General features: G+C 41.3%; 14 protein-coding genes. 5 read left to right on the top strand and 9 right to left on the bottom strand.

Going from position 1 to position 15,526, the window contains the following annotated elements; all coding sequences use genetic code 11:
• Positions 1 to 91 precede the first annotated feature (91 nt).
• From H8S90_RS03425 to H8S90_RS03405, 5 genes are read right to left on the bottom strand one after another with little or no spacing between them, the layout of a single operon-like run.
• A complete protein-coding gene (locus H8S90_RS03425; RefSeq protein WP_187341200.1) occupies positions 92 to 1,069 on the bottom strand; it encodes a MoxR family ATPase in 978 nt (325 codons plus the stop codon).
• Positions 1,033 to 2,247 carry a DUF4350 domain-containing protein gene (locus tag H8S90_RS03420; protein ID WP_187341199.1) on the bottom strand — a complete coding sequence of 405 codons (1,215 nt, stop codon included), beginning with the start codon at positions 2,245 to 2,247 and terminating at the stop codon, positions 1,033 to 1,035. Before H8S90_RS03420 ends, H8S90_RS03425 begins: the two co-directional genes overlap by 37 nt.
• Positions 2,248 to 2,257: 10 nt before the next feature.
• On the bottom strand, positions 2,258 to 3,136 hold the full coding sequence (locus H8S90_RS03415; RefSeq protein WP_187341198.1) for a DUF4129 domain-containing protein: 879 nt from the start codon (positions 3,134 to 3,136) through the stop codon (positions 2,258 to 2,260).
• 11 nt (positions 3,137 to 3,147) lie between these two features.
• Positions 3,148 to 4,056 (bottom strand): hypothetical protein, encoded by a 909-nt coding sequence (locus tag H8S90_RS03410; RefSeq protein WP_187341197.1) that lies wholly within the window; start codon positions 4,054 to 4,056, stop codon positions 3,148 to 3,150.
• A gap of 12 nt (positions 4,057 to 4,068) precedes the next feature.
• Complete coding sequence (locus H8S90_RS03405) at positions 4,069 to 5,046, bottom strand: stage II sporulation protein M (protein ID WP_187341196.1); 978 nt, start codon at positions 5,044 to 5,046, stop codon at positions 4,069 to 4,071.
• A 305-nt stretch (positions 5,047 to 5,351) separates the two neighbouring features.
• Between H8S90_RS03405 and H8S90_RS03400 the strand changes: the two genes are divergently transcribed.
• Positions 5,352 to 6,086, top strand: coding sequence for an RDD family protein (locus H8S90_RS03400; RefSeq protein WP_187341195.1), 735 nt, complete (start codon positions 5,352 to 5,354; stop codon positions 6,084 to 6,086).
• Positions 6,087 to 6,477: 391 nt separating this feature from the next.
• Here H8S90_RS03400 and H8S90_RS03395 read toward each other — a convergent pair whose 3' ends face one another.
• Entirely contained in the window at positions 6,478 to 6,837 is a 360-nt protein-coding gene (locus H8S90_RS03395; protein WP_255501793.1) for a DUF2752 domain-containing protein, read from the bottom strand.
• The gene (locus H8S90_RS03390; RefSeq protein ID WP_187341194.1) at positions 6,809 to 7,291 is read right to left on the bottom strand and encodes a DUF5684 domain-containing protein; all 483 of its coding nucleotides are present in this window, start codon (positions 7,289 to 7,291) and stop codon (positions 6,809 to 6,811) included. The genes H8S90_RS03395 and H8S90_RS03390 overlap by 29 nt, the downstream gene beginning before the upstream one ends.
• 256 nt (positions 7,292 to 7,547) lie before the next feature.
• On the opposite strand from H8S90_RS03390, the gene H8S90_RS03385 reads away from it, so the two are divergent.
• The 3 genes from H8S90_RS03385 to H8S90_RS03375 all read left to right on the top strand — a co-directional run bounded on the left by H8S90_RS03385 (position 7,548) and on the right by H8S90_RS03375 (position 12,459).
• A complete protein-coding gene (locus H8S90_RS03385) occupies positions 7,548 to 8,975 on the top strand; it encodes an L-serine ammonia-lyase (RefSeq protein WP_187341193.1) in 1,428 nt (475 codons plus the stop codon).
• 218 nt (positions 8,976 to 9,193) lie between these two features.
• Positions 9,194 to 11,587, top strand: a complete 2,394-nt coding sequence (locus H8S90_RS03380; protein ID WP_187341192.1) for an outer membrane beta-barrel protein — start codon at positions 9,194 to 9,196, stop codon at positions 11,585 to 11,587.
• 236 nt (positions 11,588 to 11,823) lie between these two features.
• Complete coding sequence (locus tag H8S90_RS03375; RefSeq protein WP_187341191.1) at positions 11,824 to 12,459, top strand: DUF6266 family protein; 636 nt, start codon at positions 11,824 to 11,826, stop codon at positions 12,457 to 12,459.
• On the opposite strand, the gene lipB is transcribed toward H8S90_RS03375, so the two are convergent.
• Positions 12,415 to 13,149: a lipoyl(octanoyl) transferase LipB gene (gene lipB, locus H8S90_RS03370; RefSeq protein ID WP_187341190.1), complete on the bottom strand. Its 735-nt coding sequence runs from the start codon at positions 13,147 to 13,149 to the stop codon at positions 12,415 to 12,417. The two genes, H8S90_RS03375 and lipB, sit on opposite strands and share 45 nt — an antisense overlap.
• A gap of 352 nt (positions 13,150 to 13,501) precedes the next feature.
• On the opposite strand from lipB, the gene H8S90_RS03365 reads away from it, so the two are divergent.
• Positions 13,502 to 14,599, top strand: coding sequence for a DUF5700 domain-containing putative Zn-dependent protease (locus tag H8S90_RS03365; protein WP_187341189.1), 1,098 nt, complete (start codon positions 13,502 to 13,504; stop codon positions 14,597 to 14,599).
• Between the two features lie 275 nt (positions 14,600 to 14,874).
• On the opposite strand, the gene H8S90_RS03360 is transcribed toward H8S90_RS03365, so the two are convergent.
• On the bottom strand, positions 14,875 to 15,516 hold the full coding sequence (locus H8S90_RS03360) for a 4'-phosphopantetheinyl transferase superfamily protein (protein ID WP_187341188.1): 642 nt from the start codon (positions 15,514 to 15,516) through the stop codon (positions 14,875 to 14,877).
• Positions 15,517 to 15,526 lie beyond the last annotated feature (10 nt).

Genomic DNA, 15,526 nt, shown 5'->3' with positions numbered 1-15,526 from the left:
AATAAATTTAAATTTCCCTATGTGAAGGAAATGAAATTTCATTATGGACGGTTCATATGTCAAAACGTATAAATTGAGACGTCTCGAGAAATTATCTCGGTATCTCTATGTTCCTTATAATTTGTTTAAGTACATCATCAGGCGTAACACCCTCCATTTCTTTTTCGGGTGTGAGCATAATCCGGTGCCGCAATACGGGTAGCACCACTTTCGTAATATCATCAGGTGTGACGAAGTCGCGACTGTTCATGGCAGCGATTGCTTTGGCGCTATTAATAATAGCTAAAGAAGAACGAGGCGACCCGCCTAAAAATAAAGATTTATGATTTCTTGTCTGATAAACTATTTTGGCCACGAACTCCAATAGTTTATCTTCCACATGTAGCTCTTTTACTAACTTTCTATATTGCGTAATCTGCTCGGCATTCAGTATGCTTTTGATCGCTTGCACACGCTCTTCTGTGCGTTGATGATGATGCTTGGCAAGAATTTGTGTTTCTTCTACCAGGGACGGGTAGCCCACTTCAATCTTGAAGAGGAAGCGATCGAGCTGTGCCTCGGGAAGACGGTATGTTCCTTCCTGTTCAATGGGGTTCTGGGTGGCTAAAACGATAAAGGGATCATCCATTTTATAGCACATACCATCCATGGTGATCTGCCGTTCTTCCATAACCTCAAATAATGCCGACTGCGTTTTGGCCGGTGCCCTGTTGATTTCATCCACTAAGATAACATGGCCAAAGATAGGGCCTCTTTTAAATTCAAAGTCAGCGGTCTTCGGATTAAAAATCGCTGTCCCCAAAACGTCTGACGGCATCAGGTCCGGCGTGAACTGTATCCTGCTGAATGTCGCGTCAATACATTTGGCAACAAGTTTGGCACTCAACGTTTTGGCTACGCCCGGAACGCCTTCAATTAATAAGTGACCATCTGCCAAGATACCTGCTATTAAGAGATCAATCATTTCCTGTTGCCCAATGATAACCTGTGCAAGAGTTTGTTTGATGGTTTCAACTGCAGTATTAAGCGCACTTAAGTCGGTTCGTTTTGTGAAAAATTCTTCTTCCATGTTGTTCCTGATTGTTCGTAAAAAGTTTCAATATTATTGTTGAGTGTTATCAGTTCTTGGTCACTCAGGTATTTACCTCCGTACACTTCCTTTATTTCCTGTATAATCTTATCAATGGTTTCTCGTCCTACGCCCGATCGATGGGTAAGTAAATCAACGAATTCTTCATTTAATTCACTGGTCTTTAACCGATAGTTTGTCCGTATAAAATTCAGTAAATAGATGATTTTTTTATGGCCAATGTCTTTGTTGTCTCTCTGCTGGTAATATACGCCACCCACTACTTTTGCAAATTCTACACTGGTGTTTCGCATGGGATCCTCTACGGGGATGATACGTTGGCGCCTTTTGATTTCATATAAGATAAACAAGACCATGCTGAACAGTGCGAGGTAATAGGCCCATTTTAAGGATGGTGTTGCAAAAATAACACGCAGTATCGATTGAGCCCCCTGCGTACCCAAAAGCTGATACTCGTCGAACAGCAGCTTGCGCTGGTCAGACAAATAAGACAGGGCATGCGAAGCAAAGGTAGATCCGTCTTGGCTTAGTAAAGCGTAATTGCTAAAAAAATCGGGAGAAGCTAGTAGAAATAACGAACCCTTGCCAAAATCATATTTTAAAAAATTGGCATCATCTTTATTATTGCGGGCCAGAATTACGGCTTTGGTGGTGTCAAATTTACTGAAATAATGGACGCCAATACCGCGTTCATAGGTGTATAACTTGTTGGAATCGAGCAAGGAGTTAGTGAAACGAAAATTTAGGCTGTCTTTCGCAAAGAGTACGTCTCTCGATTGTATTGCTAAATTGAGGGAATCCAGAAAGGCATAATTGAAACTATGGGAGGCTATGAAAATAGCATGACCATCGGCCATATACGCCTTCATACGTTCATAGTCGGTATTACTGATGTTCACCTTCGGTGAAACAATCAATAGATTGGCGTTGTCCGTTCGATTATTTAGTGCTTCGTAGATCGATTGACGAGAGCTGCTTATACCTTCGCTGAATAAGCGAGGTAATTCGTGATAAAGCACATAAGTGCCGAAAGGAATTTTGTCAGACTTGTTAAAGGTGGGCGTCCAGTCGACAGGGATGGGCTTATTATACTCTACAATAAGGTAGAGGCCTAGTAAGGTGCCGGCAATAAAGAGATATGTCTTTAAATCTTTCATTTGGTTTTTGCTAAATTAGCTCTTTATCGAAAGAAGCAAAAGCCTCTCTTATCTGGTTAAAATGTTGCGACTGTATTTGAAAGTCTCCGTACCAAACATATTCAAATTGGTTGGTAAGCCCTATAAAAGCCGTTTTAGTAGGCTTCGCATCAATTTCGGCAATATATGCCTGATTGGTTTTACCAGGTCGCCAATCTATCAGGTGCTTATCGGTAAGCTTCTTTAGGCTCCTCAGATAAAGTAAGCGCACGGCTAGCCGAAAGTTCTGCTGAAGAATAGCTTGCTGCACTTGCTCTTCAAAATTAATGGCATGAATGTTTTCCTCCAGTGGGGCAGTAGTTGTCTGTGTACCAGACTTCTTTCCGAAAATGCCCATTAGCTGCATTCCCGAAAGTTTATATACAAGGAAAACAAGCGCCGCAGCCCCTAAGATGACTAAGAGCCATTTGATGGCGGTAAAGGAACGCTGGTTCACAAAAGTCTTTTGCAGTAAATTGTAAAACCAATGTTTTAACTTCTGCCACCACGTGATCGGGACAATTTCTTCAGCATAGTCAAAGGCTTGATCTTTTTTATAGGCGGCCAATTTTTCCGGAGAAAAAGATCTTATCCGCAAGGTAGAAGTATCGGTATACGGGCTGCGTTGTGCTTTTGTTGAGGTAAGCGTATCTTGCTTCATCGCTGCTGAAGTAAAGCTTATGGTAGCCGCAGGAACGCCTGCTAGGTCGCTGGGTATTGCTACAACAAATAATAATAGATATAAGATGCCGGAACAAAGAGGTGTCGTTGCCCTTAGCTGTTTTTTCTTTTTAGAAAGCAATGTCAAACAAGAACAGTAGCTATCGGGTAAACGAATTGCGCGAGCAAAAAATAGTAATAATTTATGCATGTTATTACGCGTTAATACTCCTCTTCCGGCCATTCAGTTGATCCTTGAGTTTTTTCAGTACCGAAGGAATCTATTCGGTCAAGTAGCCCTCCACCGTCTTTTTCTTCGCTTAAACTGTAATACCAAAGTGCGCTCACTATCGCAGGAAGAACATAAAATAACTGAGAAACCCCTGTAAGGAAAGAACTGAAAATACTCCCGGCAAAAAGAATGTTAGGTGAATTTTCAATAAAAACAGCACCGATATTTAGTAAAGCTGCCGGAATACCCAATATGCTCATACTGAAATAGGCAATGAGTCCTGCAACCAAGAGCAATCCGAAGGTTCGCCACCAATTGTCTTTCAGTAGCGCCATACTCCGGGAAAAGGAGTCGCTTATACTGAGATTCTCCATAACCATGATCGGAAGTGCCAAAGTGACGATAGGCATGAAATAAAAGCCTGGTATGAGACATAGGAGAAAGCCTATACACATCAGTATACTCAACAAGATTGTACCCAAGAAAAAGCGGATAGCATGTTCCTTAAAAAGCGTCCAAACGGCTTCCATAGTGGGTGCCATATTACCTTGATCTTTGTATAGCTTGATATAGCAGAAGGTAACTAGGTAAATCGCACTGACCGTAAGGATGCTGAAAAGTATCAGTAAAAAATACTCCAGGCCTAATGCGTAGGTAGAAAAGTCTGGTGAATAGGATTGAAAGCCCTGCGATGCTTTTGCTATACCCAATATGCGAATGGTCTTTAACTGTTGGAGAACGCCACTGGCAATGGTAGCCAAAATGAAAAAACCACAAATGTAGATAAGAGGCTTAAGCAGTGCACTGAAATTTTGTTTAATAAAGGTGAAACTGTCATTGATTGTCTGACTGAAGTCTCTAACCTTTCGGCATTCTATTTTTGGTTCCACTTGGTTCATAGGTGTAAATTTTTAAACGACATCTTGTTGCCTGTCATGCTGCCTTTGATGTTGTAACGAAAAAACCTTTTTTGGATAAATGATAACGTACCAGATGATAAAGAATAGCGAAGCAATCAATATAAAGGAGCTTAACCAGGTCGGCATCCCGGTATGTCTGGTTACGAAGGACTCTAGGATTGCTGCTATTATGAAAATAGGTACTAAGCCTATAATAATCTTAAGACCGTCTTTCCCTCCTCGCTTGAAAGAGACCAGTCGCGAATAGGTCTTAGGGAAGAGGATGCTGTTGCCCAATATCAGCCCGGCGGCGCCAGAGAAAATGATGGCCGCTATTTCTAAGGTGCCATGAATCCAGATCACCAGTACGGAAGCTACGCCTAATCCCTTGCTAAAAAAATAATACTGGAACGAACCCAGCATAATGCCATTATACATTAACAATACGACGGTGCCCACCGAAAAAAGTATGCCCAGCAAAAAGGCAAAACAAGAGACCTTTATGTTATTTAATGCGATCATTATAAACATCATAAAGGGGTCCATTTCTTTATATACGCCAAAAGGATCACCCTTATCAATGTTGGCATTGGTCATGTCAACATAAGTATCGCCCAATATCAATCGAACGAAGGTGTCATCATGCGCAGCAGAAAAGGCGCCGATAAGCGCAAACAGGGTGAAAAAAATTGCTGCGTACAACAGCTGCTTGCGGTATGTATAAAAGACCAGTGGGAGCTCTATCTTCCAAAATGTAACAAAACGATTGGCTTTCTCCCGTTTGTTAGTATAAATCGATTGATGTAAGCGGGCTGCCAATCCATTGAGGTACGCAGTGGTTTTAGAAGTAGGGTAGAAGGTCTTAGCATAAGCGAGATCGTCCGTGATTTCGATAAACCGCTCAGCAAGCTCGTCAGGATGACTAACTTCCATCTTTTCATAGTCCTCCCACTTTTCGCTGTTCTGTTTAACAAATAATGCCTCCCGCATATGTGAAATAAAGTTTAGGGATTTTCATTCTATAATTATCAGTAATGGTAGTAAATCTAAGATAAATTGATTTTTTTCACAAATGTTATTTTTTGTATTAAAAGTGGCTCAACTGCTATATAGCCCTCAAGGTGTTGGTTTTTTGCTGTTTTTACGTTGATTCGTAAATATAATTAATGGGAAACAGACATTATTTATAGCTAAATATTTAAGTAATCGGCCCTCATATATAGCAACTGGTTAAATTGTGATGTGATCACTTATTATGTTTTTATATTTGACTATTTTGATATAAATTCGCTTGGATGAATTATATCAGCGTAACCACCTCTCAAAACATTACTATCGACTATGACGTCGCTGGCGTTGGAGAAAGGATTGCTGCGCGTATTCTTGATTTTGCTATTTTCTTCGCCGTATATTTGCTTTTCATCATCATTGTATCTTCTTTGGGACTTATATTTAATAATAGTGGTAATTTAACCTTGCTGGTAATTTTTGGATTGTTGTTTGTTTTTTATGATTTGCTTTGTGAGGTGTTTTTCAACGGGCAAAGTGTAGGAAAGCGGGTGCTGCGCATAAAGGTTATTAGTTTAGACGGTTATCAGCCTAGTTTAAGTCAGTATTTTTTGAGATGGCTGTTCCGTTTTGTGGATTTTACCATCACCATGCAGGTGGGCGCCTTGGTATGTGCGGCAGTAACTCCGAGTAAACAGCGCATTGGCGATCTGGTTGCCGGTACCACTTTAATCAAAACCGTTCCCCGTACCTCGCTGGATGCAGTTGTTTTTCGCCCTCAGGTCGCGACAGAAGACTATGATCCATTATTTCCTGAAGTTGCGCAATTGAATGACAGGGATGTAACCTTGATCCATGAGGTAATCGGTAACTTTAGTAAGTCGGGCAATAATATGTTGGTCTATAAAATGGCCATGAAGGCTAAAGACACCATGGGCATCCAAATTCCCGAAGAGATGGATGAGCTGCAGTTTCTACGAGCGATCATTAAAGATTATAATTATATTACATCAAGGGTGTAATTTTACACTACTTTCTTTTTTCATACGTGTATGCGTTCAAAGGCATTCAAGCTTTCGCTTTAAAAAGCGAAGGTCTCCGCGAAAGAAAGATAGCAAAGAACTAAGTTACGCGGTCTCATGAGCTCCTATGAAAATTAACTTTTGCGAATAAAGCTCGTCGCTTCGAAATTTACGGGAACGGAAGTGTCTCCGATTGCAAGATGTAAATTTTGGATGCGACAGCATTCGAAGGCCAGTGGTCAGTGCTTTTGCCTGCAATACCCCTTCGTAACGCTAAAAAACCACCTAGGAGATCCTGCGGTTTGCAAGTTGATGCACTAACTTTGCAGCGGGAGATCCAAGTGGGAACTTTTTACGTACTTTTTTGCGTAAAAAAAGTAGGGTCATTCTATTACCATATTTTCTGAATATACGAAACCAAGATGTGCATGCCTACCAGGCAGGAAAGCACGGTAGCGATCTGTTCACTGTTTTTAAATGCATAGCGCTGTTTAACGAGGAAGAACGCGCCCAGTAGAAGCAATGGTATAGTTGGCGGATATTGTTGGATACTTGCGTTTAGCTGGCCTTGGATCAATAACAGAAAGGAGCGTTGAAATCCACAGCCCGGACAGTCGATGCCCGTAATAAATTTAAAGGGGCAGGGAATGAGGTGATGCTGTAGCCAGTGCATCAATTCCTGGCTACAGATCAATATTAATGCGGCCTTTGATACAAACGTATTAAACGGTTGGATCTTTAGGAGGTTCATTTTCTTCGTCGAAAGGATTTTTATAATTTTTAAATTGATTAAAGGAATTCTGCCCACGAGCTTCCGCGGCACTTGGCCCTTGATATTGGTCACTTCCAAAACCAATCATTGGATAAATGATAAAGGGGAAGAGGATAACCAAAACCGTGTATACCGTGTCTTTTCCAAAAGACTTCATCAACAGGTTAGTTACCCAGATAAGTACCACGACGTTTACACAGGGAATAAATAAACCAATGATCCACCAAAGCGGTTTGCCAACAATTTCGAGCATAATAATAACATTATATATCGGAATGATAGCCGCCCAACCGGGTTTGCCCGCCTTTTCAAACATTTTCCAAAGGCCTGCGACGGTTAAAACAATAATAGCTAAGTAAATGAGCATGCCAACGACACCTATGCCAGCCAGCAAGCCTGAGCTCATGGAATCTCCGTAATTATAATTGTCCATATTGCTTTTGTTTAAGTAAATAATTAATTGCTGTTAAAATTCGATAAAAGAATATTAGAAACAAAGTTTTTTATGTGAAAAAAATTAGTTTTTTCTTAAATTTTTTAATGCATGAGTGATAGCTGTGCAAGGAAAATCCTTTTAGCTGTCGGAAAATATTGGCCTTGGACATTTTTTTTGCAATAATCATAACAGTAATAAATACATAAGGTAGGGAAATGACAATTATATCGCTTAACTTCGTAAGGTGATTTTTATGAATAAAGAGCAGATTTCAATTTTCGATATATTCAAGATCGGTGTAGGGCCTTCGAGCTCGCATACGCTGGGGCCTTGGCGGGCAGGGCAGAAATTTGTGAAGATCCTCCAACAGGAGGGGATTTTAGAACAAACGGAAGCCATCAAGATTCTTTTGTATGGCTCGCTTGCCAAAACGGGTAAGGGACATGGTACCGATATCGCTGTTCTTTTAGGACTTAGCGGAGACGACCCTGTTACATTCGACGTCAGTCAGATCGAACCGAAGGTGGCGGATATCAAGCGGCAGCATCACCTGACGTTGGGAGGTGTACACCAGATCGACTTCACTTATGAAGATGATCTGCTGTTTTTATTTCATGAGAGCCTACCTTTTCATCCCAATGCGGTTACTTTTCAAGCTTTTTTAAGCAATGGTAAAGCGCACTCTGAAACGTATTACTCCATAGGTGGTGGTTTTGTGGTACAGGAGAATGAAAGCCGCGATGGAACAAAAGAGGTAGACTTACCCTTCCCCATTCAAAATGCGAAAGACTTACTGGTATGGTGCATGCGCACCGGTTTAAAGGTGTCGGAGGTGGTGATGGAGAACGAACATGCCTGGCGTAGTGAAGAAGAGACCAATCAGGGTGTTTTAAATTTATTCCATACCATACGTGATTGTATTTATAGAGGCTGCCATACTACCGGTGTATTGCCGGGAGGGTTGAATGTGGAGCGGCGTGCGGCAAAATTAAATAAAAAACTGTTGGCAGGAAGAGCCTATCGCGACTATGATAGCTGGACCAAAGCTATCCGTGATGGAGGTGCTTCTTTTCAGTATATATTAGATTGGGTAAGCTGTTTCGCTCTGGCAGTGAATGAGGAAAACGCCTCCTTCGGAAGAGTGGTTACAGCACCGACCAACGGTGCTGCCGGTGTGATACCTGCTGTCTTGCAGTATTACATCACTTTTGGTAATGACTTTAAAGAGGAGAAGATTTTGCAGTTTATAGCTACAGCGTCGGAGATCGGCAGTATCTTTAAAAAAGGTTCAACCATTTCTGCTGCAATGGGTGGCTGTCAGGCAGAGATCGGTGTGTCGTCTGCAATGGCGGCAGCGGCCTTGACCGAATGCCTGGGCGGCTCACAACGTCAGGTGCTGATGGCTGCTGAAATTGCCATGGAGCATCACTTGGGCTTGACCTGTGATCCGATTGGCGGATTGGTACAGATCCCTTGCATTGAACGGAATACAATGGGTGCCATTAAAGCGATAACCGCTTCGCAGCTGGCACTACAATCCAATCCAGATAAAGCTAAAGTAAGTTTAGACGCCGTGGTAAACACCATGTGGGAAACTGCACTTGATATGAACGCCAAGTATAAGGAAACTTCCGATGGCGGTTTGGCTACCAATATACCGCTGAGTTTGCCGGAATGCTAAGGTTTAGCTAAACGAATAAAGATTTGTCGACCAATAAAGGGGTTTTGTCTAAAATAGTTGCCTTAAGGGAAATGCTTCCGTATGTTCGTGTGCTTGTGTAGCGGAAAGCGTGCAGCTTGCGTTCTACCTAGCAATTGGACTGAACTTCGATCTCGTACAGGGTTTTCATTAACGTCCATTTTTCATTTTTACTAACTAATATTTTTATCAATAATTACGTGAAAACACTTTTACTGAACCTTCTTGCTCTATTTTTTTCTACCCTTGTTCTTGGTCAAACGTTCTCCGTTAAAGGTCGTCTTACCGACAGTAGTAAGTCACCACTCGCTTACGCTTCGGTTAATATAAAGCCTGCTGCGCAGAGTCAGCAGTTTTACGGCGTATATAGTGATGAAGATGGGAATTTTGAAGTGACGAATATACCTACTGGTGATTATATGTTACAGGTAAGCATGTTAGGTATGAAGACGCTGGAGCAATCACTTAAAATTCACGATAACCTTAATCTTGAAACAATCATGCTGGAGGAGGATCCGAATGTTTTAAATGAAGTAACCGTTACGGCTAAAAAAGATCGGCTTACCCGGAAGGTCGACCGACTGGTGATGAACGTCGAAGATAATGCCGCGTATGCGGGAAGATCTTCCCTGGAACTTTTTAATACCGCACCGGGAGTTTTTGTAAATAATGGAAATATTTCCATCAATGGCATGTGGGGTACGCGGGTGATGGTTAACGGGCGCATATTGAACCTTAGCGGTGATGACCTGAAAAATTACCTGCAAAATCTGCGGGCAGAAGACATTCAGTCCATCGAAATTATCGCTCGCCCACCTGCGGAGTATGACGCAGAAGGTTCTGGCGGAATGATCAATATCATTTTGAAGAAGCAGACGCAGGCTGGAATGAACGCCCGTTTTGGCCATGATTATACTTTAGGACTCGGAAAATACCCCTCTTATCGGCCAAATGCCGGCTTAAGCTATAAAAAAGATAAATTGGGCATGTCGCTCGATTATGGCTATGCGCATGACAAAGGTTTTCAGGAAGTGGGGCAGGAGCGGGCATTCCCCAATCAAGGGCAGTATCAGGCAACGAATGATGCCGTTCATCGCCGGAGGAACAATCGGATACGCTTTTCAACCACTTATGATATCAACGATCAGCAATTTATTGCGCTCGATTATACCGGGAATTATGGCTGGTTTACCGATTCCATACGCTCGGTGACGGATATTGTTTATCCAGATGCCGCCAATAACACCCAAGCGGTGGGTGATTTTCCCACCCATGCGCGTAATAATTTCACGAATGTGGGTTTGAACTATTCCTGGAATACGGATACCCTTGGCTCAAGGCTGCGCTTTATTGCCGACTATACCTACAGCGATAAAAATGCTTACAGTGGAACCAATAGTATCACTTATAACGCGGCAGGATTGCCTATAGCAGACACTATCTTCACGTTTTTTTATCCCAGTACGTCCAAAATCTTAACCGCAGATTTGAAATATAATAAAACCTTCCGTTCTGGGCTAGATTTGGCTATTGGGGGCAAGCTATCGTCAACAGACATTGATAACGCAAATAGCTATGATATTTTTTTAGGAGAAACCGTACGTGAAGGCGCAAATGCGTTCGATTATCTCTATCGGGAACGTATCAGTGCCGGGTTCATCACGCTTAGCGGTAACCTGTTGCAGACACAATTTAGTGTCGGCTTACGGGGTGAGCACAGTAATATACGGGGCGAACTTATAGGCGACGGGCAGGATACCCTGACTAAATGGAATTACTTTAGCTTATTTCCTTCAGCTTTCCTACAGCGTCCGTTGGACGAAGCGGGTAATCACAGTCTAACCTTGTCAGCCAATAGGCGCATTAAGCGACCTTCCTATCAAGACCTTAATCCCTATCGCTATTATTTGGATAACTATTCGGTGCAAGCCGGTAATCCATTCCTTACACCGCAATTTTCCAATTCCGTTGAGCTGGGGTATCTGTTTAAGCAAAAATACTATGCTGCCTTCAGTTATGCGCGCAGCAGAGATGTCATCAACCAGGTGATTGAAACCGACCTGGAAAGCGAACAGATGACGCTTTTGCGAAAAAATACCGGTCGGGAAGATGTGTATACCGCCACTTTCAGCGCCCCCGTAAATCTCACGAGCTGGTGGACAACCACCAATAACCTGATCTTAACGCATAGTCGGTCTCGGGCTCCTGAATTTGATGTGTCTTTGAACTCATTAGTTCTGCAATCCGAGCAGGAAATCAATTTGCCACAGGATTGGAAGGTCAGCCTAAATGCTTTTTACACACCGGGAGTATTGATCGGTAATATCAGCACTACCAGCATTGCCAGTGTAGATGTTGGCATACAGAAAAAATTCTTTGGCGAGCGACTTTCGGCGAGAGCGGCTTTAAGTGATATTTTTTATACCAATAACTTCAGCGCCAGAAGCTTTTATAATGACTCGGTGCTTGATCTCTGGCAACGTGATCAAACGCGCGTGTTTACCCTATCGCTAATGTATAATATTAATATTGGTAAGGCTTTTAAGCTGCGGAGTTTAGACAAAAGTAATACGGAAGAACGGGAAAGGTTGTAGTTGTTTCACGTCTTTGAGATATGGGTTTGATAGCGCTCTGGCTTATTTTTAATTTAGCTTAAATTCACCATTCATCTAGGTTAAACAAAGGGTTGAAAGAGGGTTAACAAGGGGTTAACAAAGGTAAACCCTTGTTAACCCTTTAGTAAATCTCTGTGAAAGCTTGTTTTTTACTATTTAAATAGATAGATTTAAATGAGTTTTTATTTAACTTGGATATCATCAAATAGGTACAAATGGCAATTGCAAAAAATGGGATCAATGGCAGTTTCAGTGGCAAAGTTGGGTCAGTTATCGGTTATCAATTAGGCGGACAGCATGTGATGCGTACAGTAGGAGAGCGGAGAAAACCTTACACGCCGCTCGAATTACTCAATCAGGCCAAGATGAAAGTAGTTTCTAAATTTTTAGCGCCAATAAAACCTTGGGTGAAGTTGGGGTTTTCAAAAGCGGCGCCAGCGGGCAGTAAGGTAGGCGCCTTTCAAATGGCCCAGTCACATGCACGGAAGCATGCGGTCTTGGTGGATAAGGGAGGACATCCTTACATTGATCCCGCTAGGGTATTGGTAAGTAAAGGACCGCGTCAACCTCCTCATAATTGTACTGTTGTAAGAGAAAACAATAAGTTGATTTTTCAATGGGAGCATTTGGATCGGCAGGATTCAAACGATCGGTTGATGGTGTTGCTCTATGAAGAGGATATGGGTTATTTTCGAAACTATCGTGACATCGGAGCAAAAAGGTCTACGCAAATGGACGTTTGGGAAATCGAAACGCTGCACCAGGCGAAGTGTCCAATCCATGTATATGTAATGTTCAGAGATCCTTTATTTGGAGAGGTTTCCGACAGCGTATATTGCGGAACCGTGTAGCAATTTCATGCCGAACAAGTCGGCAAAGTGTCTCTGGAGTTTCTCCTTTACATCGTTTATATTTACCTCATGGCCGAGTTCGCGTTGCAGGGAGGTAACATCTTTGTCTTCAATGCCGCAAGGTACGATATTGCTAAAATAAGATAGGTCAGTGTTGATGTTAAAAGCAAAACCATGCATCGTTACCCACCTGCTGGCACGCACGCCAATGGCACAGATTTTTCTAGCCTTCTCATTATCGGAATCCAGCCAAACGCCAGTATAGCCGGGATAACGTCCCGCCCGGATACCATAGTCTGCTAACGTCAGGATTACGGCCTCCTCGATAGTGCGCATATACAAGTGGATATCGGTGAAAAAGTTATCGAGATCCAGAATAGGGTAGCCTACTAATTGCCCGGGTCCATGATAGGTGATGTCGCCGCCCCGATTGATTTTGTAATAGGTTGCTTGCTTCTCCAGTAAACCGGTATCGTCTAATAACAGGTTTTCAGGTTTTCCGCTTTTACCTAATGTATACACGTGCGGATGTTCGACAAAAATCAGGTAGTTATCGGTGGGTTGGTCAGTACCCTTAATACGGTTATCTGTTTTTTGCTGTACCACTTTGGTAAAGATCTGTTCCTGTCTATCCCACGCCTCCTGATAATCCACCTTACCCCAATCCTCAAAGAATACTTTTTTGTTCATGGAAAACCCCTTCTAAAATCTGGTACAAAGATACGCTTTGTTTATGATTTTCACGTTTAGCTTAACTCATATTCCTTTATAGCTCAGTCTTTGGGCTACGGTTGGTGAGATTTTTTAGCAGATAAATTAAAGTTTAATGACCTGTTAATGATTTTTAAAGAGAATAGAAAAAATGCTTCTTTTATTCATTTAATATTACTTTCACAACTATTGCTGTTTTAGATGGTATGGCAGAAAAGACAGTTCGATAAGATGAGTTTTTATGGTTGCGCCTTGGGGGAGAAAATTTAGATTATTCGTTAGATTTATTTAATTTGTAATTAACAGTTAAATTAGCTTTATCTATATGGTAATGACATTAAGAATCTTAGTATTATCTGTAATAACTGTTTGCTTAACAAATGAGTTAAATGCGCAAGCGATTGATGATCACTTGTGCTGGAAGTACTTCAAGTTGACCGATGGGTTAAGAAAAGGTGATCCTATATCGAAAGAAGACTGGAACAAATTTCTGGACGATGAGGCGATCGAGGTATACATGAAAGATCAGGGAATAGATACCGCTTTTTTGGATACATATAGAAAAACTATGGAAGTCGTTTACATGCCGCAAAATGAATCTATCTTGAAAAGTAGATTGAAAGATCCGAATAAATACTGGTGGACTTATATTGTCAATGAATATAAGATACATGAACAGGATATGAAAGCGTATTTGACGAAGATTAGACAGAACCCTAATGGCTACTTAGATACTTGCTATGAACACGCTTATAAAATGCTGCCCAAGAAGGCGCATAAGAGAGTCGACAACTATAAGCTTTCAATCATTCCTTTACATACAGATGCCCATATCGAAAGCGGTTGGATGGTGTGTACCTTAATGTGTGCCTATTTTAACGATAAAAATAAAACGGGGATTTTAATTGGGCATGAGTTACATCATGCCTTAAGGCCCAGGTATCATTTCACGCCCGATAAGGAAGACGAAGTAATCATCGAAGTTTTGCAAAGAATTTTAAATGAGGGCAGTGCTGACTTGGTCGACAAGGGTTATCAGGGAGAGGACGCCTATGCACTGCTAGAGTTTCAACGTGGATATCCAGAGAACTTTTTGGAAGAGGGACCAAAAGTATTATCGAATATTGATTCCTTACTAACTCACGAGCGGGATGAAAGATCTTTAACATTAAAAGAATTATTAAACACATGGAATACAAGTGGACATATTCCAGGATATTATATGATGAATGTTATCGAGAGAAATGGCTATAAAGAAGAATTGATTAATCATATTAGTAGTCCTTTTTTTTATGTCTACCTGTACAATAAAGCAGCAAAACTGGATAAAGAATCGGCTTTTATTTTGTCGGATACCACCATTAAATATATTAAGTTTTTAGACGACAAATACAAGCACGCAGGAAGCGGCTATTCCGTGAACAGATAGATGAATAGAATGCATTCACCGTGTGATTACATGTTTTAACTCAATATTTTTCTTAAAATTCTGAGAAAAGATCCTTCAGTTTTTTTGTTAGTATAATGTGAAGAGTTTTTCTGTTCATAAAACAAATAGATCTGAGAACAGCGATTACGACGAACTATTTTTTGACTAAAGATCGATTGCTTCTATTGAGAAATGCTAGGTAAATTCTCTTCAAATCACCTTAGACAGAAAAAAGCATGGTATAACAAGGAGTAGCTTGCATAAATGGAAAACAATTACCCCATCACATAACCTAACATATACGCTTCAAAACGCTCATAATAGATGGTATAAGCCGATTCCTGATAAGGTCCGTTAAGTCGCGCTTTTAAGAAGCCCCCTGCTTCGCTGTACTGGAAAGGTTCGATAAAAATGTTGTCTTTGAATGAAACGCCTTTTTTACCTTGTAACTTGTAGACAGCTTCTTTTGCGCACCAACAGGCATAAAGTTGTTCTATACGTTTGTCTGTGGCTAAGTCTGCGAGCTCCTGGGGTTTCATGAATTTTTTGGCAATCAATTCTATTTTTGGCTTCACTAACTCCATATCGATGCCAACTTCATGTTTGGTGCTTAACATAACTGCCGCATAATCAAAGGAGTGGCTGAGGGATATCTTATGAGGGAAATTAACGAGATATGGTTTGCCGTTTTCATCAGAAGGACAATCGACATAACCCGGTGTATCGAGCATCTTACGTAATAGTACACGTGTACCTAACCAATTTAATGTTCGTTTTCCTTTATTCAGTCGCTTTAAAAATGCCTTCTCACTTCTGCTCAGTTGTAGTTTGCTCAACAAATCTTCAGCGGATTCTTCAATTTTCCAAATAGCGAAACGTGTGTTCTCGTCAATTTCTTTTAGATATACTAACGGCATGGCTAAAAAT

It is taken from the genome of Olivibacter sp. SDN3 (assembly GCF_014334135.1).
In the GTDB taxonomy this organism is placed as follows: Bacteria; Bacteroidota; Bacteroidia; order Sphingobacteriales; family Sphingobacteriaceae; genus Olivibacter.
The sequence above is the reverse complement of the archived record's forward strand: the minus strand, read 5'-3'. Positions and strand labels throughout refer to the sequence as shown.